Origin of the sequence: Pedobacter kyungheensis (assembly GCF_000812965.1) — a bacterium.
In the GTDB taxonomy this organism is placed as follows: domain Bacteria; phylum Bacteroidota; class Bacteroidia; order Sphingobacteriales; family Sphingobacteriaceae; genus Pedobacter; species Pedobacter kyungheensis.
Genome location: NZ_JSYN01000032.1, coordinates 26,561 through 49,458 on the forward strand (window position 1 = coordinate 26,561; position 22,898 = coordinate 49,458).

Annotated in this window: 21 protein-coding genes and 1 tRNA gene; 12 read left to right on the forward strand and 10 right to left on the reverse strand. The window is 40.1% G+C overall.

The window, feature by feature from the left end:
* Positions 1–18 precede the first annotated feature (18 nt).
* Positions 19–246, reverse strand: coding sequence for a YtxH domain-containing protein (locus OC25_RS22475; RefSeq protein WP_039481004.1), 228 nt, complete (start codon positions 244–246; stop codon positions 19–21).
* A 90-nt stretch (positions 247–336) separates the two neighbouring features.
* Between OC25_RS22475 and OC25_RS22480 the strand changes: the two genes are divergently transcribed.
* From OC25_RS22480 to OC25_RS22505, 6 genes are all read left to right on the forward strand, one after another.
* The gene (locus OC25_RS22480) at positions 337–960 is read left to right on the forward strand and encodes an HAD family hydrolase (protein ID WP_039481007.1); all 624 of its coding nucleotides are present in this window, start codon (positions 337–339) and stop codon (positions 958–960) included.
* Between the two features lie 142 nt (positions 961–1,102).
* Positions 1,103–1,687, forward strand: coding sequence for an RNA polymerase sigma factor (locus tag OC25_RS22485; RefSeq protein WP_039481010.1), 585 nt, complete (start codon positions 1,103–1,105; stop codon positions 1,685–1,687).
* 141 nt (positions 1,688–1,828) lie between these two features.
* Positions 1,829–2,950 carry a FecR family protein gene (locus tag OC25_RS22490; RefSeq protein WP_167335429.1) on the forward strand — a complete coding sequence of 374 codons (1,122 nt, stop codon included), beginning with the start codon at positions 1,829–1,831 and terminating at the stop codon, positions 2,948–2,950.
* A gap of 261 nt (positions 2,951–3,211) precedes the next feature.
* Positions 3,212–6,532 carry a TonB-dependent receptor gene (locus OC25_RS22495; RefSeq protein ID WP_039481018.1) on the forward strand — a complete coding sequence of 1,107 codons (3,321 nt, stop codon included), beginning with the start codon at positions 3,212–3,214 and terminating at the stop codon, positions 6,530–6,532.
* A 2-nt stretch (positions 6,533–6,534) separates the two neighbouring features.
* A complete protein-coding gene (locus OC25_RS22500) occupies positions 6,535–8,373 on the forward strand; it encodes a RagB/SusD family nutrient uptake outer membrane protein (RefSeq protein ID WP_039481022.1) in 1,839 nt (612 codons plus the stop codon).
* Between the two features lie 17 nt (positions 8,374–8,390).
* Positions 8,391–9,347, forward strand: coding sequence for a discoidin domain-containing protein (locus OC25_RS22505; RefSeq protein WP_082018691.1), 957 nt, complete (start codon positions 8,391–8,393; stop codon positions 9,345–9,347).
* 98 nt (positions 9,348–9,445) lie between these two features.
* On the opposite strand, the gene OC25_RS22510 is transcribed toward OC25_RS22505, so the two are convergent.
* Positions 9,446–11,110 (reverse strand): DUF6600 domain-containing protein, encoded by a 1,665-nt coding sequence (locus OC25_RS22510; protein ID WP_039481028.1) that lies wholly within the window; start codon positions 11,108–11,110, stop codon positions 9,446–9,448.
* Positions 11,111–11,389: 279 nt separating this feature from the next.
* Between OC25_RS22510 and OC25_RS22515 the strand changes: the two genes are divergently transcribed.
* Positions 11,390–12,091 carry an SAM-dependent methyltransferase gene (locus OC25_RS22515; RefSeq protein WP_039481032.1) on the forward strand — a complete coding sequence of 234 codons (702 nt, stop codon included), beginning with the start codon at positions 11,390–11,392 and terminating at the stop codon, positions 12,089–12,091.
* Positions 12,092–12,318: 227 nt separating this feature from the next.
* Entirely contained in the window at positions 12,319–12,498 is a 180-nt protein-coding gene (locus tag OC25_RS22520; RefSeq protein ID WP_039481034.1) for a hypothetical protein, read from the forward strand.
* A 57-nt stretch (positions 12,499–12,555) separates the two neighbouring features.
* Here OC25_RS22520 and OC25_RS22525 read toward each other — a convergent pair whose 3' ends face one another.
* Both OC25_RS22525 and OC25_RS22530 read right to left on the reverse strand, forming a co-directional pair.
* Complete coding sequence (locus OC25_RS22525; protein WP_039481037.1) at positions 12,556–12,795, reverse strand: phage tail protein; 240 nt, start codon at positions 12,793–12,795, stop codon at positions 12,556–12,558.
* 51 nt (positions 12,796–12,846) lie between these two features.
* Positions 12,847–13,371, reverse strand: a complete 525-nt coding sequence (locus OC25_RS22530) for a DinB family protein (RefSeq protein ID WP_052266396.1) — start codon at positions 13,369–13,371, stop codon at positions 12,847–12,849.
* A 322-nt stretch (positions 13,372–13,693) separates the two neighbouring features.
* Here OC25_RS22530 and OC25_RS22535 point away from each other — a divergent pair, with 322 nt between their 5' ends.
* Positions 13,694–14,455, forward strand: a complete 762-nt coding sequence (locus tag OC25_RS22535; RefSeq protein ID WP_039481040.1) for a M57 family metalloprotease — start codon at positions 13,694–13,696, stop codon at positions 14,453–14,455.
* 78 nt (positions 14,456–14,533) lie between these two features.
* Here the strand turns inward: OC25_RS22535 and OC25_RS22540 are convergent, their stop codons facing one another.
* Both OC25_RS22540 and OC25_RS22545 read right to left on the reverse strand, forming a co-directional pair.
* The gene (locus OC25_RS22540; RefSeq protein WP_039481044.1) at positions 14,534–15,205 is read right to left on the reverse strand and encodes an NAD-dependent epimerase/dehydratase family protein; all 672 of its coding nucleotides are present in this window, start codon (positions 15,203–15,205) and stop codon (positions 14,534–14,536) included.
* Positions 15,206–15,283: 78 nt separating this feature from the next.
* Complete coding sequence (locus tag OC25_RS22545; protein WP_039481046.1) at positions 15,284–17,419, reverse strand: S9 family peptidase; 2,136 nt, start codon at positions 17,417–17,419, stop codon at positions 15,284–15,286.
* A gap of 269 nt (positions 17,420–17,688) precedes the next feature.
* Between OC25_RS22545 and OC25_RS22550 the strand changes: the two genes are divergently transcribed.
* Complete coding sequence (locus OC25_RS22550; protein WP_039481049.1) at positions 17,689–18,396, forward strand: hypothetical protein; 708 nt, start codon at positions 17,689–17,691, stop codon at positions 18,394–18,396.
* Between the two features lie 35 nt (positions 18,397–18,431).
* Here the strand turns inward: OC25_RS22550 and OC25_RS22555 are convergent, their stop codons facing one another.
* The 4 genes from OC25_RS22555 to OC25_RS22570 all read right to left on the reverse strand — a co-directional run bounded on the left by OC25_RS22555 (position 18,432) and on the right by OC25_RS22570 (position 21,167).
* Positions 18,432–18,863 carry a VOC family protein gene (locus tag OC25_RS22555; RefSeq protein WP_039481050.1) on the reverse strand — a complete coding sequence of 144 codons (432 nt, stop codon included), beginning with the start codon at positions 18,861–18,863 and terminating at the stop codon, positions 18,432–18,434.
* A gap of 130 nt (positions 18,864–18,993) precedes the next feature.
* A tRNA-Ser gene (locus OC25_RS22560) sits at positions 18,994–19,080 on the reverse strand.
* Between the two features lie 86 nt (positions 19,081–19,166).
* Positions 19,167–20,597 (reverse strand): pyruvate kinase, encoded by a 1,431-nt coding sequence (gene pyk, locus OC25_RS22565; protein ID WP_039481053.1) that lies wholly within the window; start codon positions 20,595–20,597, stop codon positions 19,167–19,169.
* Positions 20,598–20,747: 150 nt separating this feature from the next.
* Positions 20,748–21,167, reverse strand: a complete 420-nt coding sequence (locus OC25_RS22570; protein WP_039481057.1) for an IPExxxVDY family protein — start codon at positions 21,165–21,167, stop codon at positions 20,748–20,750.
* A 158-nt stretch (positions 21,168–21,325) separates the two neighbouring features.
* Here OC25_RS22570 and OC25_RS22575 point away from each other — a divergent pair, with 158 nt between their 5' ends.
* Positions 21,326–21,562, forward strand: a complete 237-nt coding sequence (locus tag OC25_RS22575) for an acyl carrier protein (protein ID WP_008508386.1) — start codon at positions 21,326–21,328, stop codon at positions 21,560–21,562.
* 21 nt (positions 21,563–21,583) lie between these two features.
* Positions 21,584–22,837: a beta-ketoacyl-ACP synthase II gene (gene fabF / locus OC25_RS22580; RefSeq protein ID WP_039481073.1), complete on the forward strand. Its 1,254-nt coding sequence runs from the start codon at positions 21,584–21,586 to the stop codon at positions 22,835–22,837.
* Positions 22,838–22,898 lie beyond the last annotated feature (61 nt).

Genomic DNA, 22,898 nt, shown 5'->3' on the forward strand with positions numbered 1-22,898 from the left:
TCCGGCACTTCCAATTCTTTAAGCATTTATTTCTGCTATTTTATCTTTAACCTTATCGGCAGCATCTGTAGCTTTACCAGCCAGGCCTGCGAGTTTATCTTTTGAGGCATCTAAAAGATCGGCGAAAAAGTCTGATACTTTGCCTTTAAGATCGCTGGTCGAATCTGATGATAATGCCAATGCGATGGTTGCTCCTAATGCTGCTCCGGCTAAAACGCCTACTATAATTTTTGTCTCTTTTTTCATGATATTAGTGATTTACTTATTAAACATATTTAGCGAAAAGGTGTTTTAATTTTTTTGATCTACAAGGCTTCAAACAAAAACCAATCCACAATGAAAAGCATATTCTTTATAGATTTAGATAATACCATTTATTTTACCAAACCGAACGAAACACAGTTAATGGGCGAATTGTACCGGTTTTTAGAAAAACAGGATCTGGGAATTAGTAATGAAGCTTTTGCACTTGCCAAACAGGAAATGTTGCGTACCCCTTTTCAAAAAGTAGCTAAAAAATATGGTTTCAGGGAAGAAGCGATGCCTGCCGTATTGGCTTATTTACAGAACAGGGAAGTAAGCCAACCTTTAAAACCCAGCGATGATTATCCATTTATCAAGAATTTAAAAGGCCGGAAATTTATTGTAACTGCCGGCTTTACCAAACAACAAAATTCGAAAGTAAAAATGCTGGGTATTGCAGCCGATTTCGAATCTGTTGATGTGGTTGATGTATCGGTTAGCAATAAAAAGAAAGCTTTTCAGCAACTCATTGATAAACATAAGCTAAACAAAAACGATATTTTAATTATTGGCGATGATGCCGAATCGGAAATCAGGTTTGGCCTCGAGCTCGGTATCGATACTTTTCTGCTTGATCCGGAAAACCTGCATCCCGATGCGCCAAGTACCTTTAGAGGTGTTGATTTGAGTAACTTGACTGCTGCAGCAGGACAGTAATGTAGTGCTGTATTTTCGCTAATTTCTAATCCCCGTGAAAGTCGAACCAGTATTTTTCGCCAGCTTATCCCCCTATTAGTCTAAATTTATTTTTTGCACTTAATTAAAAATACTTAGTTTTATCTTACAGTGAAACTAAAAAATGGCGATTAAACCTCTTCCAAATGAAAAAGAATTGCTTCTTGAAATCGCAAGGGGTGATGGGATTGCCTTTGCCGAAATGTTTCGTGCCTACCACGGTCCTTTAATCAAATACATTTATACTTTAATCGAATCGGTTCAGGTCTGTGAAGAGATTGTACAGGATGTATTTTTGAAAGTATGGGAAAACAGAGCAACATTACCTATACTGGACAAGTTTACTGCATATCTTTTTATTGTAACGCGTAATTATACCATTAGTGCTATTCGCCAAATGGCGAAGCATAAAAAACATAGCCAGCTATATGCTGAAGAAGTATTAAACCTTAATGAAGGTGAAGAAGTTTTTAATTTAGATCAGGAATATCAGCATATTCTTACTAAGGCTATTGCAGAATTGCCTCCTTCTCAACAAAGAGTATTACAATTGCGCCAGCAAGGGCTAAAAAGCAGAGAAATTGCCGGAGAAATGGGAATATCTATAGAATCTGTAAAAAAATACCAGCAGTGGGCAACCAAATCAGTATCTAAATTTCTAAAACTACATACCGCAATAACCATTTCTATTATTCTGAGCATAAATTGAGCCTTTCCCCCCTGGCTTTATTTTTTTTTTTATTTTTTATATCCCGTTTTCTGTTTCTCTGCGTCTTTAGTAAAGATTCGCCAGAAATCGTAACCAAATATGACTGAAAACCAGAGATTGAATTTTTTATTCAATCGGCAATTGCAGTACTTAAATTCTACTGAAGAAAAGGAAGAATTTATATTGCTAATGGCCGATCCCATAAATGAAGAGCAGGTTAAACAATTGCTTAACAGCTATTGGGAAGAATTTGATGAAAATGAATTTAGTCCGGCTGTTTTCCTGTTTGGTGATGGCGAAAAAATGCTCTCAAAAATACAAAGTGAAAATATTTATCCTTTACCAAAAGCCCGGCGAAAACCAAAACTCTGGATAGGAATTGCAGCTGCCCTGGCGATCATGCTATTCGGTGCCAGCTTATTTTATTTAAAGCAAAATGCTGGTTTGGCCGATACAAAGGCATACATTAAACCAGGCTCAGCAGGTGCAACACTTAAACTCGCAAACGGCAAAACAATTAAATTATCTGCCGCAGTAAATGGCGAACTTGCAAATGAAGCTGGTGTAACCATTACCAAAACTACAAACGGGCAATTGGTTTATGAAATAAAAGGAACAACAAGTCCTGATCAGATTAATACGCTCTCTACCAGCAATGGGGAAACCTATCAGGTTCGTTTGCCTGATGGGTCCCTGGTTTGGTTAAACTCTGCATCCAGTCTTTCTTATAGTACTGCTTTGGTTCAATCCGGAAAACGCTCCGTTAAACTGCTTGGGGAAGCATATTTTGAAATCGCAAAAGATACCAAACACCCCTTTATTGTTAAAACCGGTAACCAGGAAGTGGAAGTATTGGGTACACATTTTAATGTAAATGCATACGATAATGAATCACAAGCAAAAACAACATTGCTGGAGGGAAGTGTTAAAATTAAAAATAAAGCGAATCAAAAAATCATTTCGCCCGGTGAGCAGGCAACAGTAACCGGAGATGATATCTCTGTTGAAAAAGTAAATACCGGATATGCTGTAGACTGGAAAAATGGAGTTTTCAGGTTTACCGATAAAACACTCGAGGCAGGTATGCTTGAAGTGGCCAGATGGTACAATGTGCAGGTTATTTATAAGCGACCGGAACTTAAAAATGAGATACTGGGCGGCAGGATTTCCAAATATGCAAGTATTACTCAGGTATTGAAAAAAATGGCAATAACCGGGGCATTCAGGTTTACGGTAAAAGATCGTGAAATCATTGTAGAATAAGCAGAACCAATTAAATATTATATCAACTAATCCCCTAAAAACCGAACATGAAGAAATCAGATTACCATTAACAGAAAAACCTTTTCAGGTAAGTTTAAAATAAAAAACTGGAAGTGCGACCAACACTTCCAGCAAATGACTTGCCTGAGTAAAACTAGCTTGCGAACTATTTTTTTGACCTAAAACAAGACAAACCAAATGTATAAATTTTACCTAAGAATATTAGGCCTCTATTCCCGTATACCTAAAATCCTGCGAATTATGAAATTAACGACGTTATTACTCATTGTAACGATCATGCAGGTCAGCGCTGTCAGCTACGCACAAAGACTCACATTTAAACAACGAAATGTCAGTATTGCCCGGATATTTGAAGAGATTGAAAAACAAACAGGTTATGATGTTTTCTATCTTCCGAAAGTATTAAAAACGAGCCGTACCATCGATGCTGATTTTAACAATAGCTCATTAGATCAGGTAATGAAAACCTGCCTCATGAACCAGCCGCTGGCATTTACGATTGATGAGCGAACAATCGTAATCACAAAAAAAGAACAGCCAATACCCGATCAAAGGCCGGCAATACCTAAGCCCGTTCTTGAACAGGCAAAGTATAAAGTTAACGGAACAGTTAAGGATGAATTAGGCGCACCCCTCCCAAATGTTACGGTACGTGTAATGCATACCAAAAATGGCATACAAACAAATTTAAATGGTAAATATACTATTGATGTAGAAGCGACTGACACACTTGAATTTTTATACGTTGGGTATAAACGGGCAGAAGTAGCTGTACGAAACAGGGTAGATATTGATATTACACTGGAGCCTGAATCGGGAAGTTTGAACGAAATCGCCGTTATTGGTTTTGGACGTCAGAAAAAGGTAAGTGTGGTAGGGGCCCAGGCCACTATTAAACCCGAAGAACTAAAGGTACCTGTAAGGGATTTAACAAGCGCGCTGGCCGGACGTCTTGCAGGGGTTGTATCCACACAACGCGGCGGAGCACCGGGCGCAGATGGAGCCAATATTTTTATCCGCGGTATTGCAACTTTTGCCAGTAGCCCGCAATCGCCATTACTCGTTGTAGATGGCGTTCCGGACAGGCCAATCAATAATATTGATCCTGAGGATGTAGAAAGTTTCACCATTTTAAAAGATGCAACAGCTACCGCCGTGTACGGTACTAGAGGTGCAAATGGCGTAATCCTCATTAATACCAAAAAAGGTAAAATCGGAAAACCTAACATCAATGTAGAGTTAAACAGTTCGCGCTCAAAATTTACGGAGCTTCCGGATTTTATAGATGCGCCTACTTTTATGAATTTGTATAATGAGAGTTTATCAACCAGAGGAAGAACACCACAATATGATCCGGCTGTTATCGCGAAACACGCCAGCGGGGAAGACCCTGATTTATACCCTAATGTAAACTGGTACGATTATTTGTTTAACGATTTTTCGAGTGCCAGCAGAGCAAATCTGAATGTAAGCGGTGGTGTAGATGCAGCAAAATATTATGTATCGGCCGGTTATTACACAGAAAAAGGCATGTTCAAGCAAGCTGAAGCACAATCTTTCAATTCGACCCTAAAGCTTGACCGGTTTAATTTTAACAGTAATGTAAGTGTTAAGGTAACCAAAAGCACCAACCTTGAACTTGGCATTAACGGATTCATTACCAATTATAATGCACCATCAGCTGGTGTAAATGCAATTTTCGATTATGCTACACAGCAGGCACCACATGTGGTACCTCCAATATATTCAAATGGCCAGTGGCCAAAATACCCAGGTGTTCCGTTCAATCCCTACTACTACCTAGTTGCCAATGGCTATTCAAACACTTATTCAAATACTGTTAGAAGTAATATCAAAGTAATCCAGGAACTTGATTTCCTAACCAAAGGCTTATCTTTTTCAACCATGTTCGCTTTTGACGCTGTTAACGGGAGCAGCTTAACCCGGTCAAGAACCTTGCAATCTTATCTGGCTACAGGCCGCGATGCAAATGGCAAACTGATTACCAGAATTGCTGAGACGGGTTCAGATGTATTGGGCTTTTCGGCTGACAGGAATAGTAACAGAAGATTTTATACCGAAACCTCTCTCAACTATTCGAGAAAATTCGGTAACCATGATGTTTCCGGCTTATTGCTTTTCAATCAATCCGACTATGTAGATGGAAATGCGTCCGATCTGATCAGCTCTATTCCTTTCAGGCAACGTAGTTTGGTTGGACGGGTAAATTACGGTTATAAAGACAAGTACTTTATTGAGTCCAACTTTGGTTATTCAGGTTCTGAAAACTTTGTTCCCAGCAAACGTTTTGGTTTCTTCCCTTCAGTGGGTGCAGGCTGGGTAGCTTCAAATGAAAAGTTTTTTGAGCCGGTTAAAGACGTCGTATCCTATCTGAAAGTCCGTTATACCTATGGTCTTACAGGTAATAGTAATACCGGTTCACGCTTTTTATTCTTATCTACCTTAGGCGATGCATTTTCGTACACTTTTGGTATTCCGGGAGCTGACAGGGCTTATACAGGTTACCAGGAAAGCCGCATAGGCAGTGAAGTACAATGGGAAACCGGTTTCAGGCACAACCTCGGTGTTGAAATCAATTTCTTAAAAGATGATCTTCAATTAATTGTTGAGTTGTTCAAAGAGAAAAGAAACGACATCTTACTTCAAAACTATACCATTCCTTACATTTCGGGTTTTACAAACGCTAATATTCCTTACGTAAATGTGGGTAAAACAGCAAACCGTGGTATCGATGTGACTTTAAGTTACAATAAAAGCTTCAGAGATGGATTTGTAACCTTCAGGGGAACCTTCAATATGAATGAAAACAAGAACATTTTTGATGGTTTACCACCATGGCAATACTCGTGGCTTAACCGTACCGGTCATGCTATCGGGCAGCGTTTTGGTTACGTAGCCATGGGATTATTTAAAGACCAGAATGAAATCGATAATGCGCCTACACAGGCAGGCGATGTACGCCCTGGCGACATCCGCTACAAAGATTTGAATGGAGATGGGATTATTTCTTCGTTTGACCAGCAAGCTATTGGTTACGGCAGTACCCCAAGAATTTTATATGGTTTAAACGTTGGCGCAGGTTACAAAGGCTTTGATTTTGTACTTTTTTTCCAGGGAGCAGGACAGGTTGATTTCAGTTACAATGGTGGTACCGGCACAACGCCTTTCTCTCAGGGGGCTACTTTCGGTAACATGTACTCCAAGGTTACTGATCGCTGGACAGTAGATAACCCTAATCCAAATGCGTTTTATCCACGTCTATCCACCAATCAGGATGTCACTACAAACTATTACTCAAGTACCTGGTGGGTTAAGCGTGCAGATTACATCCGCTTGAAAAGTGCCGAAGTGGGTTATACTTTTGGTATAAAAGCATTGAGTAAAGTTGCTATCAAAAAACTAAGGATTTATGCCAATGGCACCAATCTGTTAACCTTTTCAAAATGGAAATTTTGGGACCCCGAACTGGGTGATGGCCGTGGGGCATCTTATCCAAACATTTCAACTTTCAACTTAGGTTTACGTGCTAATTTTAACTAATTATGAAAAACACATTCGCAAAAAGAATAATTCTGGCGCTATTCATACCGTTCCTTTTTATACCTACAAGCTGTAAAAAGGGATATTTTGATACTGTACCAGATAATATCAATACTATAGATAAAGTATTTTCGAACCGGGCCAATACCGAACGCTGGTTCTTTGGCCTGTACGCAGGTATACAGGATATATGGGACCAGCCTTATGGTTATCAGTATGCCGGCATCAGTGATGAGCTGGAGTATGCCAACTGGGGAACGGGCAATGCCCTGACCATCAACTCCGGAGCAGTTACCAGCGATAATTCGCCAACCCGTTTCGAAACGTATTATCAATTGATCCGGAACATTAACATTTTTCTGGAAAGGGTTGATGAGTGTAAAGAGCTTTTGGAACAACAGAATGGCGAATCTATTGTCAAAGAATACAAAGGAGAAGCACGTTTTTTAAGGGCCTATTACCACTGGTTACTCATGAAAGAAGTAGGGCCCGCGGCCATAGCTCCCTTAGTTTCAGGTTTACCTAATGATAACTTTCAGATTCCAAGAAGCTCCTGGGATGAATGCATAAAGTTTGTGATGAATGAAATGCGTGCTTCAGAAGCCAGCCTGACAAGCTTACACCTTACAGGCTCCAACACCGTTGATGATTATCAGGTAGGCCGGATTACAATACCTGTAGCAGCAGCAATTGAAGCGCAGGTTTTACTGGCACATGCCAGCCCGTTGTTTAACGGAAATGCAGAATTTGCCGACTGGAAGAACTTTGATGGGAAACAACTATTTAACCAGACTTATGATCCTGCACGTTGGCAGACTGCAGCTGAGGCCATGAAAAGAGCCATTGATTTAAATATAGCCCAGGGCCGTAAATTATTTATTAAACCCAATGCCAATTTATTTCTTCAGGGATTTAATTCAACAAGGGATATGTTTTGGGACGGCTGGAAAGATGAAGGTGTTTGGCTAAGAAGAGCCAACAATGTATACTCTTGGTCTCAGCATTCTGCGCCGAAAAACTCCCTTTCAGGTAATGGCTGGAACGGTATTGGTGTGCTTCAGGAACTTGTTGATGATTTCAGGATGGCAGATGGTCGTGGCATAAAAGAAACACCTTCCTATAGCGAAACAACCTTTACCAATACGGCAACCCCTTATTATTCTGCCGGCACAAATAACATGTATGTTGGAAGAGAACCGCGTTTTTATGTAGACGTAACCTTTAGTGGAGCCGTAATACCAGTTATACCTGCGGCAGGACAAACCTATGTTACTTATTTTTCTACCTCACCATCGGGCAAAAAAGCAAATGCCAGAGATTATCCAAAAACAGGATATACTGCCAGAAAAAACATCCATCCCAACACCAATTTAAGTACCGGAAGTAATCCTGCCCGCCCGGCTATGTTAATCAGAATGGCCGAATTGTACTTAAGTTATGCCGAGGCATTAAATGAATCGCAGCCTGGCCATGCCGATGTACTAAAATACCTGAATGATGTGCGCACACGGGCAGGCATACCCGAAATTCCGGCCGATCTTGGCCAGATAGAAATGCGTAAACAAATCCGTCTGGAAAGGCGAATTGAGCTCTGCTATGAGTCAGGGCTCAGATTTTGGGATGTACGCCGCTGGAAAATCCCTAACGAAGCAGGGTCTAAGCAAGGTGGCGATTTTTATGGTATGAACATGGATGCAGGTACATCTTTGTCTGACCCAACCTTTTATAAACGGGTTGTTGCAACCACCAGGGCGCAATGGCAACGTAAATTTTATTTCCTTCCTTACCGCCAGAATGAAATGGACAGGAACAAACAAATTGTTCAGCTTCCGGGCTACTAACCTAAAACGATGTTATAATGAAATTATATAAAATATTATCCTGTATCATAGCTGTTATTACAGTTATGGGTGCATGTAAGAAAGAAGAGGGGTACCTTGAAAAATCAGATACAAAAGAAGGTGCATTGATTTATGTTTCCAGACAAGCCAACGCACAAAAAATAACCGTTTATCCGGCAAAGGATACACTTATATCCTACGATTTTGGCGCATCTTTCGCAGCTGTAGGTTTGCCGTTAAACAATATTGGCGTAAAATTTAAAGTAGATGATAAGGCTTTTGATAGTGTAAATGTTGCGCGTACCAGTCAAAACCTTAGCCCATACATAAAACTCCCCGAAAGTGCTTACACCATTAGCGGATTGGATGTAACCATAGCAAGCGGAGCAATAACTTCCAACCTGGTTTCCTTAAAATATAACGCCAAAAACCTGGATCCCAACAAAGCATATATGTTACCAATTAGTATAATTGATGCTTCGGGATATAAGATCAATCCTTTGTTAAAAACAATGTTTATTACTACGGTGAAGTATAAGGCACCAGAGATTCTTGCAGACAGGACAGGCTGGGCTATTACTGCCTCAACCACACAGGCTGGCGATGGATCACTTGCCAGCGTACTTGATGGCGATCTGGCAACTTTCTGGCATTCGCAATATTCGCCTGTTGCCTCATCATACCCGCATTGGATACAGGTAGATATGCTTGCGTTAACCAATGTAACCAGCATATCTATGGCTCCCCGCAACAACAACAATACAGGTTTTACCAAATTTAACCTGAAAGGAAGTGTTGATGGAACTGTTTGGATTGATCTTTTAACTGCCAAAGCCATGGATCCCAACTTAAAAGATTTACAGAACTATGAGCTCGATGCCCCTACCAAAGTAAGGTTCCTGAAGCTGGAAATGACCGAAGGACCTCAGTCTTACACGCACCTGGCAGAATTTCAGGTTTTTAAAGTAAAGTAAATATTCATTAATAATACGGCTTCTTCTTAAAATCCATTTGGATAAGCACAAGCCCTAAATCATAAAAAAGTCCCGGTTTGCACCGGGACTTTTTCTATTTATCCTCTGCCACCTCTTGATGGTCTTCCGCCTTCAGAACCGCTTCTTTCTCCGCCCCCACCGCGTTGTTGCGGAGCTTCCATCCTTCTTTGTTCCTGACGTTGTTGCATCTGTTGCTGTTGTTGTGCCCTTTGCTGCTGTACCTGAGCATCACGTTGTGCACGTTCCTGTTGCTGTTGTTGTGCACGTTGTTGTTGCATTTGCTCATTACGCTGTTGTTGCATCTGTGCATCTCGCTGAGCTCTTTCCTGCTGTTGTTGTGCACGTTGTTGCTGCATTTGCTCATTACGCTGTTGTTGCATCTGCGCATCGCGTTGTGTTCTTTCCTGTTGTTGTTGTTGGGCACGTTGTTGTTGCATTTGCTCGTTACGTTGCTGCTGCATCTGAGCATCACGTTGCTGTTGTAATTGGCCATCACGCTGAGCACGTTCTTGCTGCTGTTGTTGTGCACGTTGCTGGTCAGCTTGTCCACGTTGTTGCATTTGTATATCACGCTGTGCGCGTTGCTGATCCTGACTCATACGATCCTGCTGGCTACGTTGCTGGCGCATCTGCTCAAAACGTTCTTGCTGCTCCTGGCTTCTGTCTGGGTTAGACTGACCATTTCTGCCATCAATACCATTTGATCCGTTCCTGCTCATTCTTCCATTCGCATCCCTGTTGTAAGCTTCACCCCTGTTATTATTGGGCTGGTTATCCCTACCTACGTTGTTATCGTTACGTCTATCAGGTTGCACCGAACGGTTGTTATCATTTCTTGATCCAAAACGGTTGTCGTTATTGTTGCCATTGCGTTGCTCACGCGTAGCATAACCTTCATTTCTGCCGTTTCTGCTGATACCAGCATTGCCTTGCTCAAATCTTCTTGGCGCTGCATTACGATTATCAACCTGGTTACGTTCTGGTCTTGGCCTGTAAATAGATACTTCTCTGCCACCTACACGGCTTGCACCTGGTCTGTTGCTTTGCGCATATCTGTAAACGGTTACATCGCGATTGGTTGCCCTTCTGATATCTTCAATCCTCGGTCCTCCATAGTAACTTCTTCTGTTGTATACATAAGTATTGTTAATGATTGTGGTGTTACGGATGTACACATTGTTACGACCATAATCATAACGCGGGAAACTGCTGATATAAATATTGCGCTGCGGAATAAAGTTCCAGCAGAACTCTGGCACTACATAACGGCGGCCGAAGCTTAAATTGATACTGATAGTTGGTGCCATAGGTGCCCAGCCGTAATAACCATCACCACTTCTCCAGTCAACCCATGCTGGTCCCCAGGTAGTATCAGGTAACCAGATCCATTGTCTGTAACTGTTAATTACCCAGCGGCCATAGTGAAAAGGTGCCCAGCCCCAATCGTAATTAGAAACCCAGGTATTTCCATACTCAGTCATTGCCCAGCGGCCATTGCTATAGTACGGACGGAAATCGCTCTGGTCTACATCCGGACGCCAAACATAACCATATTGCGGGTCTTGTATCCAGGTACCATAGGGCGAAAGCTCATCGTAGAAAGTTTGTAAAGAAATATTGCCAGTACTATAACCATCGTCCTGGTAATCGTTCTGATAGTCTTGTGCCCTGACAAGGGTAGTGGTTCCGGCAAGGAGCCCAAAAAGCCCCAGCACAAGTGCCGTAAATTTCAGTGTTTTCATTTGTGTGTTTTATTTTAATAACCTAATGTGTGTGTATCAATTAGAGCACCAAAAATTTAGAAAGTTTAATATGCATGCATAGTTTCCGTATTTTCCTGCAAATATTGCCCTGCAGCGCATATTTAACTATTATTTAACGTTTTAAGCAAAGTTTAATTGTGCAGAAAATAAGTCAGTTAGAAATAAAATTTGCTACACCTGTGCTTACAAAAGAGATTATATTGCAATGGAGTTAAACTTTAAAACTTAAATCCTATTTATTGTGAGTATTTTTGCAACATGCAAAACGGCACTTTATACCTTATTCCGGTACCGCTGGCTGAAGAGGCAGCACATAAAACTTTTACACCTTACCTGGTTGATACGATTAACCAGATCGACACCTATATTGTAGAAAACAGTAAAACGGCGCGCCGCTTTTTAAAAGAAGCCGGACTTAAAACCCCGCAAAAGGACTTAATTGTTCACGACTATGGAAAACACAACCGCAACGATTTAGGTCAGTTTTTTACTGAGCTTACTGCAGGTAAAGATGTTGGTTTAATGAGCGAAGCTGGTTGCCCGGGCATTGCCGATCCTGGCGCCGATATTGTTGCCGAAGCACACAAGCGCGGTATAAAAGTAGTGCCTTTGGTTGGCCCAAGCTCTATCCTACTGGCACTTATGGCCTCTGGCTTTAACGGCCAAAGCTTTGCTTTTTGGGGTTATTTGCCAATTGATAAGGAACAACGCACCAAAAGGATTAAAGATTTAGATTTATCGGCCAGCCGTTATAAACAAACCCAGATTTTTATCGAAACACCTTTTCGCAATAACCAGTTGTTTGAAGAGGTTTTAAAAAGCTGCAAACCCAATACCCAGGTTTGTGTAGCCTGCAACTTAACTGCTGAAGATGAATTTATTAAAACCCAAAGCGTTTACAACTGGCGCAAAGCGGAAATAGATCTGCATAAAAAACCAACTATATTTTTGTTGTATTAGGTGGTTTAATCGTTCATTAGCCATTGGTTTATTGGTATTGCAAACTGCCCACTGTAAACTGCATTATGGTTAATTGTTTAATCGGTTAATTGGAGCCAAACTTGGTTATTGTTAACTGAAAACTGTATACTGACTGAAAGCTTTTCTCTAAAAAAACAAAACATATTGCAAAACGAGCGGTTATTATAATAACGCTCAGCAATATGGTTACACTAAATTTTAGAGTTATGAAAAACACGGGCACACCAAAAAATAACCCAACCGTTCAGGGAACTTCGATCGCAGATAGGGCTAATCACGATGTTAAAACCGACAAAAAAATACAGGGAATAACCAATGGCGGTGGTCAAAGATCCGACCAGACTTCCAATAAAGACAATCAGCGGAAGTACGATAACAAGAAATAATAAAAAAAGGTGATGATCCCGAGGATCATCACCTTTTTTTATGCCCTAACATGATACTTAGTCCATTGGGTGGCTTGGATAATAACCATCAGTAGAAATGATGTATATCGCACCTGCTACCGATGGGAGTTTAGGGAGGGCAAAATTCGAAATCCCATCGCCGCCATAGTTCGTTTTGAGGATAGAAAACAGTTTTACATTTTTAGTGATCGATAGCAGTGCACCATCGCATACTGCAAATCCTTGAGGCGCATAGTCGCCGGCAAAAAGGGTTATTGCCCCTAGCATTACATACATAGTGTGATAATTTAGTTGTTCAATACTACTAAAAAAAACAACACGAAAATCTTATTTAGCCATCACATTATAAAAATTATAATCCGTCATGGGCGCGCCGGTAATCCCTAAATTGTGGCAAATGGTTATAATTTGTCCGCGGTGGTAAGTACTGTGGTTAAACACATGCATCACATATTCAAAGTTCTGAAAATCGCTGGTAAACCAGGGGCTCTGAATTGGTGTATTTTCCTCAAGCCTACTTTCGCTTAGTGCTGTAACGTATACCGCAAGGTTCTCCGACTGTTTTAGCAAATCATCAAAGACATTATTCAGGCTTCCATACTCGCGAAATTCAAATTCAGTTTTGCTTAAAATCGAATACCAATACTCTTGTGTTTGTAAGATATGTGCTAAGGTTAATTTTACACTTTTAAAGCTCGATAAAACCTCTTGTTCCAACAAATGTTCCGGATGTTTTTTTAACCAGTTTACCAGGGCTAAATTGGCCCAGAAATTATAGTTAGCATAATTTTTCATTAAATAAACAAGAGAAGTTTCTTCTTTTGTTTCAGCGAATAATGGTTCTTGTATCATATCTTTTTGCTTTAGTTATACAAAGAAACTACCCCCCACTGACAACCCTATGGCAGTGTAGTTTTTACACAAAAAATATTTTTGAAAATTATTTACCACCCTGTAAAAATCTTTTTAAGAAATCTTAAAAAAAACAATATAAACATACAAAATATAAGGCATTAAAAATATACTTGTGTAAATTTTAAAATACATTATTGATTTTAACCAAGCTACAACACAGTACAATTCAGTTTTCGTGTAAAATTCCGTCACAATCAAATCTCAATGTAACAAGTTGTGTTACATTTGTTTTGTTACCGAAACAACTAACTTATTATTTATGAAAAAATTAATTCAAACTATCGCTGTGGCAGCGATGATGACCCTTGTAATCGTATCGTGTAAAAAAAACCAGGAAACGATAACCGACGAACCACAGGCAACCGTAAAAAATGCCGACAAAGTTTTGCAATACATCAAAGATCTGGGCTTCCCGGCCGAAAGTATTGTAGATAACGGAAGCGAATTTGTGGTAGAAGAAGATATCCTGTTTCCGAAAGATATGGTAGTTCCTTTTGTTACTGAAGGCCCAAAAACGGAGCAATATTATACAGGGAGCATTGTTAACAGCACCAAAAAGTTAAACATCAGGGTTTTTATAGATCCTTCTATGACCTCAATGACCAGTGAAATTAACAGCGGTATTGCCCAATGGAATGCAGTACCTAACTCTACACTCCGCTTTAATGTGGTAACCGCAGCGCCTTACGATATCCTGATTAAAGATGAAAATTTAGGATCGGGTACCTGTGGCCAGGGTCAATTCCCATCAGGAGGAAGCGCTGGTGCTTTAATCAAAATCAACAAAAGTTACATTGCCGGCAATTCATTTGCACAACGTGCCAGAACGATTTGTCATGAATTTGGACATTGCATCTCATTCAGACACACCAATTGGTCTGCACGTGGCGAATCAACCGCTACAAATGTACCTGGTGTTACCGGAACCGATGCCTTATCGCTCATGAACGGTGGCCAGTGTAATTCTGGGGCAACGGTATTATCACAAAAAGATAAAGATGCTACGGCAGCTTTATATTAAAATATTTTTCAGATCATTTATTAACCTAATTCTGTTTGGGTAACAAGATAAGCTCAGGTAGCCAGCAGGCGCCCGAGCTTATTCTTTGGCCAAAGCAATAATATCTTTTCCTTCCAAAACACGCCTTTCGTTATGGTGCTTAAAGGTATGAATCATGGCATCGCTTAACTCGGCCATGGTGCAGAAACCATTTGGATAAATCGCCCTCCCAATGGGAAATAGCCAGTTAATGTATTTGTAAAATTTATGCGCATATTTTTGACCAGGCAAAGGTTTAATAAAACCCGGGCGAAAATTAAAAACCTGGTAAAAAGGCAACCTCGTTAAATCATTTTCGGTTTTACCTTTTACCTGAGCCCACTTTAAACGGCCGTTTTCATTTGTACCACCGCCAGATACATAACAAAAAGTCATGTCGTTATTCAACCTGCTCAATGTTTCGGCCACATGCATAGTTAGGGTATAAGTCATTTTGTAATACACTTCACCATCAACCCCTACCGAACTGATGCCCAGACAAAAGAAACAGGCATGATAACCCGATAGCTGGCTTTCGATGGCTGAAAAGTCAAAAAAATCGGCATGGATAATTTCTTTAAGCTTAGGGTGTGTATAACCACAGGGCTTTCTGTTAATTACCAAAATAGCATCTATCTCCTCACTTTCCAGGCACCGCATTAAAACACCCTCTCCTACCATGCCCGTAGCACCAGTGATAATTACATTGTGTTGAGCTCTTTTTTTCTCCATGATCAACGTATTTTGTTATATCCGAAAATACAGGTTATTTAAACAAAAAGAGCAGCTAATTGCTGCTCTTTAAAAATATTATCTGCCTCCTGCACCTTTCATCTGGTAATCTTTTGGTATTTCTGCACCTAAAAGATTTTGCACAAAGTAATCCCAGCGGCGGCGCATCATGTAAGGCGAATAAGCACCATAACCATGTGCACTATTGGGGAAAATAACCAGGTCGAAAGATTTATTGGCTTTTTCTAAAGCTTCTACAACCAACAGGGTATTGTAAGGCGGAACGTTATCGTCCATCATACCATGCACCAGCATTAATTTACCTTTTAAGTTTTTTGCATAGTTCTGGTTGGCCTGTGCTTCGTAATCCGAATTTTCTACCAAACCATTATAGCGTTCGCCCCAGTCATCCTCGTAGTTTCTGTTATCGTGGTTTCCTGATTCGGCGATACCTACTTTAAAGAAATCGGGAAAACGGAACATGGCCGCTGCCGTGGCAAAACCACCGCCCGAGTGGCCCCAGATACCCACTTTAGTTGTATCCATAGGATATTTGGCCGAAAGCTGACGGATAGCAGCAATCTGATCTGGTAAAGTATTTTCGGCCATGTTGCCATAGCTCATATCATGAAAACTCTTAGAGCGATCAGGGTTGCTCGTACCTTCAATTACCACTACAATGAAGCCCAACTCGGCCAGGGCCTGGTTATCACCACGTGAGGCCGCAAATGCCCAGCTGCCTACACTCCCGCCCTGCGGACCAGGGTAAATGTAATCAATAACCGGATATTTTTTAGTTGCATCCATTTGGGTTGGCGTAAATACCAAACCATAAATATCGGTTTTGCCATCTTTTGCCTTAACCGAAACCGCTGCAGGTGCTTTCCATCCGGTAGCGGCTAAACGCGAAACATCGGTTTTCTCTAATGTCTGAATCAGATTGCCTTTAATACTCCTCAATACGGTAACCGGCGGAACATCAGGCTGCGAATAGCTATCGATAAAATATTCGAATGACGGCGAAAAGGTAACCTGGTGGTTGCCCGCTTCTGGAGTTAAGGATACCAGATTTTTCCCGTCAAAACCAATTTTATATAAATGGCTGAAGTAAGGATTACCTGCTTCGCGGCCATTAGCAAAGAAATAGAGCGTACGGTTTTTTTCATCTACCTTAACCAAACGGCTTACTACCCAGTTTCCTTTGGTAATCTGATTTTTCACTTTTCCGGTGGTTGCATCGTATAAATACAAATGTCCCCAGTTATCGCGCTCCGAATACCAGATAATTTCTTTAGAAGCAGGTAAGTAACGCCAGTTAATGGCGCCTTGCCCTGATTCGTACTGTGTTTTTACGGTTTCTTCGAAAACTTCGCGAACAGCTCCGGTTGTTGCATTGGCAATGCGGAATTTTTCCTGTTTATGATCGCGCGAGGTAGATACGAAAGCTACTTCCGAACCATCGGCTTTCCAATCGATATCATCGAAAGTGCCGCTGCTTGAAATGTCATCGCTTAAAGTTGCACGATGTGGATCAGCAGGGATATCTAAAGAAACTACTTTGGGGTTTTCTATATCAATCACTACACGTCTGATAGTGGCAATTTGTTTATCACCAGGTAAAGGATATTTCCAGGCTTTTAAAACAGGCGCTCCCACGTTAGTGGTTACCAGATACATATCTTTAGAATTTCTCTGATCCTGCTGAAAGGTGGCTATTTTTTTTGAATCAGGAGACCAACGCAAAATCGGGGCATCGCTATGCTTCCAACCCGCATTATCAGTGGCGTAGCCATAATCTTTAACACCATCAGTAGTGAGCTGGGTTAATTGGCCTGAGGCAATATCTTTTACAAAAAGGTTGTAGTCTTTTATCAGAATGGATTTTTTACCATCTGGCGATACCTCTTCGTTGCGGCCTCTATACATTCGTGCAGGCAAAGCAGGAGAATTTTTATACTCAGTGGTTAAGGTTTTGGTTTTCTTTACCGGATCAACCAGGAAAGTTTGCTCAGTGCTTTGGTTTTTGGTGGTGTACCAGAATTTATCGCCCTCTAGCCAGTTGGGTTGTACACTGGCATGATCGATGTACTTTGCAGTATTATAACTCATAAAACTCTCCGCCCTTTCGTAATCTTTAACGGTTAAAGCTTTTTGCTGAGCATTTGCCGCAAAGGCTAAAGTACAAGCCACTACGGTGAACCATTTTTTATTCATAATATGTTGTTGGTTAATCTCGGCGATAAAAATAAGACTGTTTTGGCATATAAATGGTATTAAAGCTGATACAAATTTAGCCAGATGAGTATTTCATTTAGCCTGTACTGCTGTTTAAAAAAGACTGTACAAACAGCGTGGTAAATGATGAGAGGTTTCAACTCTGCATAGCTTTTTTATCAAGACAGCTAATAGTTTAGCTGTGGTAATTTGGTTTTATCATTTCCTTTATTAACTTTGAAATACAAAGCACTTTTAAAAAACCAAACATGAAGCTATCTGGTCAGCTACAACAATTTCAGGAAGAAGCCCGTTACAATATCTGGTTTCGCATTTTTACTGTTTTTTGCCGTGTAGCACTCGCAGCAAGCTTTATTCCATCGGGCATAGTGAAGATTATGGGCGAAAGATTTACTGCCCTGCCTCCCAATAACCCATTGGGGCATTATTTTGATGCATTACACCTTACTGGCTATTATTATACATTTATCGGCATTACGCAGCTCTGCATAGCCTTGCTCCTGCTTATACCCCGAACAGCTTTTTTGGGTGCATTGGCTTACTTCCCCGTAATTATTAATATTTGCATTTTAACTTACGCCACCCGGTTTGAAGGCACACGGATTGTTACCCTGATGGTACTGGCCAATCTCTATCTGCTTTGCTGGGATTATAAACGTTTAAAAGCTATTTTATGGTCAGCAAGCCTACCCAAAGGTTCCTTAAGTAAAAAGTTTCCTTTTGCTTTTGCGGGATTTGTCATCCTGGCCATTGCTGCAGTGGTACTTGGCAATCAATTTCTGTACGAAATCAGGCCAGGAAATTCTATGCCCGAATGTAAAAATCAAAGTGCCGGCAGTAAAAATCCTGAAGGATGCGCTATTTTTTGCGATTGCATTTACCAAAAAGGGTTACCACTTGATAGCTGCGTGAAGCAATATAAGCAGTCTAAAATATATCAGAAACGGCTCAGATAAGGAATTAATCCAGCCCCGAAATGCCTTTGTGTAAATTATACCTGGTTTGGATCAAATTCAACAATCCACTCTATACCATATTTGTCTCTAAACATTCCGGCATACGTACCCCAGGGACTTTCGCCAATTGGACCTTCAATATTTCCACCGGCAGATAGTCCGTTAAAAATTAGGTCTGCTTCTTCCCGGCTCTCGGTGCTGATAGATATTTTGGACCTGTTTTCGTTTTCATTTACTTTCCCCATAAATTCAGGAACATCGTTAGCGATTAACACATTGTGTTTCCCCACGGGCAAAACAATAGTCATGATCTTATTTGCTTCGCTCTCGGGCACCTGAAATTCAGCACTGGCCAGATCCTTAAACCGGACGATCTTTGTAAACTCGCCGCCAAAAACTGATTTATAAAACGTGAATGCTTCTTCAGCATTTCCATTAAAATTGATCCAGGGGTTTATTGCTCTCATGATTTGATTTTTAAATTTATACCGCAAACTGCCAAGATTCTGCTTGTTATAGGAACTGACAATTTACATAATTTAAAAAGAAAATAGCCTGCTAAAACCAAATGCTTTAGCAGGCTATGTGATGGAAATGCGGAGAGAGAGGGATTCGAACCCTCGATACCGTTGCCAGTATACAAACTTTCCAGGCTTGCTCTTTCGACCACTCAGACACCTCTCCGGTAAGGCTGCAAAAATATATTTTTTATTGGTAAAAAAAATGCTCCCGGTATAAATCGGGAGCATTTCTAAATAGATTAATCGCTATCAGTCTATAACAGTGATTTTTAACATATTGGTTTTACCTTTAGCTTCGATTGGAATAGCTGCAGTATTGATAATAATATCACCTTGTTTAACCAGTTTTTTACTTTTTAAGAATTCGTTCACCTCAATGATGGTGTTATCGGTACTTTCCCACTTATCGTAGTAAAAACCTCTTACCCCCCAAAGCAAGCTTACTGCATTTAATAAAGCGCGGTTGCTGGTAAAAATAAAGGTTAATGCTTCAGGACGGTGGCTCGAAATTTCGAAAGCAGTATAACCGCTTAAAGTCATCGAAACAATACCTACTGCATTGGTTTGCTTAGCTAAGAAACAAGCCGAATCGCAAATCGCATCACTTAAGAAAGACTCTGATTTTGGTTTTAAAAACTTATCTGGATTGAACGGATAGTTGTTCTCTTCAATATTCTGGATAATTTTTTGCATGGTTTCGATAACGATCAATGGAAACTCACCAACAGATGTTTCACCACTTAACATTACCGCATCGGCACCATCCAACACAGAGTTGGCTACGTCGTTCACCTCAGCACGTGTAGGGCGAGGCGTAGTAATCATACTCTCTAACATCTGTGTAGCAACAATTACAGGCTTAGAAGCTGCTCTACATTTGGCAACAATCATTTTCTGTAATAATGGTACCTCTTCCATCGGACATTCAACACCTAAATCGCCACGTGCAACCATAATACCATCAGTTGCAGCAATAATCTCATCGATATTTGCAATCGCTTCAGGCTTTTCAATTTTGGCAATTACACGCGCAGATTTACCACGCTCGGCAATTATTTTTTTAAGTTCGATAATATCCTCTGCTTTACGCACAAAAGATAAACCAACCCACTCTACATCGTTATCCAATACAAAATCAAGGTTCTCGCGGTCTTCTGGTGTTAAAGAAGGAATAGAAACTTTAGTATTTGGCAGGTTTACGCCTTTTCTTGAAGTTAAAATACCACCGTGAACAATCTCGCAAACTACTTCATCTTTCAGGTTGGTAGATAAAACTTTCATTTGAAGCTTTCCATCATCCAAAAGGATAATCTCGCCAGCCTGTACATCCTGAGGGAAGTTTTGGTAAGTGATATAAATTCTTTCTTCATTACCAATACATTCGTTGGTGGTAATTACGGTTGTTTTACCGTTAATGAGGTTAATACCACCTTCTTTTACCAAGCCGATACGGATTTTAGGTCCCTGTAAATCGGCAAGGATACCTACATTATAATCGTATTTTTTGTTTAAATCGCGGATGGTATCCAAAACCGCCTGGTGATCGGCCTGCGATCCGTGCGAAAAGTTTAGACGGCAAACATCTAAACCTGCGTTAAACATACTATATAATACATCTGGTTTTGCCGATGCAGGCCCTAGTGTGGCTACAATTTTGGTTCTCGAATGAAAAGGTTTCATTTAATTAATTGATTTTAGGATGCGGTTTTAGAAAAACACAATTGTTTATCTAAAATAGACAAACCGCATTAAATTTTATATATTTTGTTTTTTTGTTCTTTGTTTGTAACCGTCAAATATAGTGTATTTAATACACCAAGTATATAATTTTTATATTACCAAATTCTCCTTACTCTTTAACCTGGTCGGATCTATTTTTGCAGCAACCTGTATATCAGGCAGTTTATTTAATCCGTTTAACAGATAATCCAAATCTTCCTTATCTATAAATTCTTTAATAATAATGAAGAAATCGACCTTGTTCATCTCCGGAATCAGAAAACCATCACTGCTCCGGTTACTGATCAGGTAATATTCTACCTCGCCTTGCTCTACAAAAAAGTAATATTTGGAGAAACACCAGGCCGGTTCGTCGATATTAAAAAAAATTTCGTGGTCTTCTATCTTTTCAAATTGTGTGTTTAAACGGGTATTAATTTTGTGGCAAAGCACATAGTCTTTTAGGGGTGCAGTAATCGCAATTAGTATAAAATCAAGGTCTAAGGTAAGTTTTAGGTATGTTCTATTCAAAGCGAAATAATTAATTTACAGAACGAAATTAAAAAACTAATTCTATATTCGCTGTGTTATTGAGGTACCAAAATTACGTATCGAAATAAAAACATTTGAAAATTGTAAGAATTTATTTTTCTTTGCACAGAATTATTTAACCATTAAATTATAAAATTATGTCTGATATTGCTTCAAGAGTTAAGGCTATTATCGTAGAAAAACTAGGTGTTGACGAAAGCGAAGTTACGCCAGAGGCTTCATTCACCAACGATTTAGGTGCAGATTCTTTAGATACCGTAGAGTTGATTATGGAATTTGAAAAAGAATTCAATGTAGCTATTCCTGATGATCAGGCTGAAACCATCGGTACTGTTGGTCAGGCAATCGCTTATTTGGAAAAAAACGTTAAATAGAATTACGCTTTTTCAGTATAAATGGAATTAAAAAGAGTAGTAGTAACAGGGTTGGGTGCGCTCACTCCTATAGGCAATAATGTTCCTGATTTTTGGGAAGGATTGACTAACGGGGTGAGTGGCGCTGCTCCTATTAAGGGTTTTAACACTGAAAAGTTTAAAACTAAATTCGCATGTGAGGTTAAAAATTTCAATCCAGAAGACTTTTTGGAGAAAAAAGAGGCCCGCAAGCTAGATCCGTTTGTACAATATGCCCTTGTGGCTACAGATGAGGCTGTGAAGGATGGAGGTTTCGATTTCGAAAAATTAGATACCAACCGAATCGGCGTAATCTGGGGTGCGGGCATAGGTGGATTGAAAACATTTTTGGATGAAATTTCAAATTTTGCCAAAGGTGATGGTACGCCAAGATACAATCCATTTTTTATTCCTAAAATGATTATTGATATTGCTCCAGGGCATATCTCTATCAAATACGGTTTACGTGGACCGAATTTTGCAACTGTTTCGGCATGTGCTTCTTCTACCAACGCCATGATTGATGCATTTAACTATATCCGTTTGGGTATGGCTGATGTGATTATCAGTGGAGGTTCTGAAGCAATCATTAACGAAGCAGGTATGGGTGGTTTTAACGCCATGCATGCATTATCAACCCGTAACGAAGATCCGGCAACCGCATCACGTCCTTTTGATAAAGACCGCGATGGCTTCGTAGCTGGTGAAGGTGCAGGAACCATTATTTTAGAAGAACTTGAACACGCTAAAGCAAGAGGTGCAAAAATTTATGCAGAACTTGTAGGCGGAGGAATGAGTGCTGATGCTAATCACATCACTGCACCACATCCTGAAGGTTTAGGTGCCAGAATGGTAATGACAAATGCACTAAAAGATGCGGGCTTAACACCTGCTGATATAGACTATATCAATGTTCATGGTACTTCTACACCACTTGGTGATATTAGCGAAACCAAAGCCATTGGTACATTATTTGGTGAAGATGCTTACCGTTTAAACATCAGTTCTACCAAATCAATGACTGGCCACCTTTTAGGTGCTGCCGGAGCTGTTGAAGCAATTGCCGCAATTCTTGCTGTTAAAAATGATATTGTTCCTCCAACAATCAATCACTTTACAGATGATCCTGCATTTGACCCTAAATTGAACTTTACTTTTAACAAAGCGCAAAAACGTACTGTTAGAGCTGCTTTAAGTAATACATTCGGCTTTGGTGGTCATAACGCTTCTGTGATTTTCAAGAAATACGAAGATTAATTTAGCGCAGCTGCCATATAATTTTGTATGCTAATTAAAAATAGATAACTTAGTTAAATAT

Bases quoted from the DNA above. Each gene is read 5' to 3' on its own strand.
- fabF (WP_039481073.1), top strand. From the start codon at position 21,584: ATGGAATTAAAAAGAGTAGTAGTAACAGGGTTGGGTGCGCTCACTCCT.
- OC25_RS22550 (WP_039481049.1), top strand. From the start codon at position 17,689: ATGAAGCTATCTGGTCAGCTACAACAATTTCAGGAAGAAGCCCGTTAC.
- OC25_RS22480 (WP_039481007.1), top strand. From the start codon at position 337: ATGAAAAGCATATTCTTTATAGATTTAGATAATACCATTTATTTTACC.
- OC25_RS22475 (WP_039481004.1), bottom strand. From the start codon at position 246: ATGAAAAAAGAGACAAAAATTATAGTAGGCGTTTTAGCCGGAGCAGCA.
- OC25_RS22500 (WP_039481022.1), top strand. From the start codon at position 6,535: ATGAAAAACACATTCGCAAAAAGAATAATTCTGGCGCTATTCATACCG.
- OC25_RS22505 (WP_082018691.1), top strand. From the start codon at position 8,391: ATGAAATTATATAAAATATTATCCTGTATCATAGCTGTTATTACAGTT.
- OC25_RS22535 (WP_039481040.1), top strand. From the start codon at position 13,694: ATGAAAAAATTAATTCAAACTATCGCTGTGGCAGCGATGATGACCCTT.
- OC25_RS22510 (WP_039481028.1), bottom strand. From the start codon at position 11,110: ATGAAAACACTGAAATTTACGGCACTTGTGCTGGGGCTTTTTGGGCTC.
- OC25_RS22575 (WP_008508386.1), top strand. From the start codon at position 21,326: ATGTCTGATATTGCTTCAAGAGTTAAGGCTATTATCGTAGAAAAACTA.
- OC25_RS22530 (WP_052266396.1), bottom strand. From the start codon at position 13,371: ATGATACAAGAACCATTATTCGCTGAAACAAAAGAAGAAACTTCTCTT.
- OC25_RS22495 (WP_039481018.1), top strand. From the start codon at position 3,212: ATGAAATTAACGACGTTATTACTCATTGTAACGATCATGCAGGTCAGC.
- OC25_RS22555 (WP_039481050.1), bottom strand. From the start codon at position 18,863: ATGAGAGCAATAAACCCCTGGATCAATTTTAATGGAAATGCTGAAGAA.
- OC25_RS22485 (WP_039481010.1), top strand. From the start codon at position 1,103: ATGGCGATTAAACCTCTTCCAAATGAAAAAGAATTGCTTCTTGAAATC.
- OC25_RS22545 (WP_039481046.1), bottom strand. From the start codon at position 17,419: ATGAATAAAAAATGGTTCACCGTAGTGGCTTGTACTTTAGCCTTTGCG.
- OC25_RS22520 (WP_039481034.1), top strand. From the start codon at position 12,319: ATGAAAAACACGGGCACACCAAAAAATAACCCAACCGTTCAGGGAACT.
- pyk (WP_039481053.1), bottom strand. From the start codon at position 20,597: ATGAAACCTTTTCATTCGAGAACCAAAATTGTAGCCACACTAGGGCCT.
- OC25_RS22540 (WP_039481044.1), bottom strand. From the start codon at position 15,205: ATGGAGAAAAAAAGAGCTCAACACAATGTAATTATCACTGGTGCTACG.
- OC25_RS22515 (WP_039481032.1), top strand. From the start codon at position 11,390: ATGCAAAACGGCACTTTATACCTTATTCCGGTACCGCTGGCTGAAGAG.
- OC25_RS22525 (WP_039481037.1), bottom strand. From the start codon at position 12,795: ATGTATGTAATGCTAGGGGCAATAACCCTTTTTGCCGGCGACTATGCG.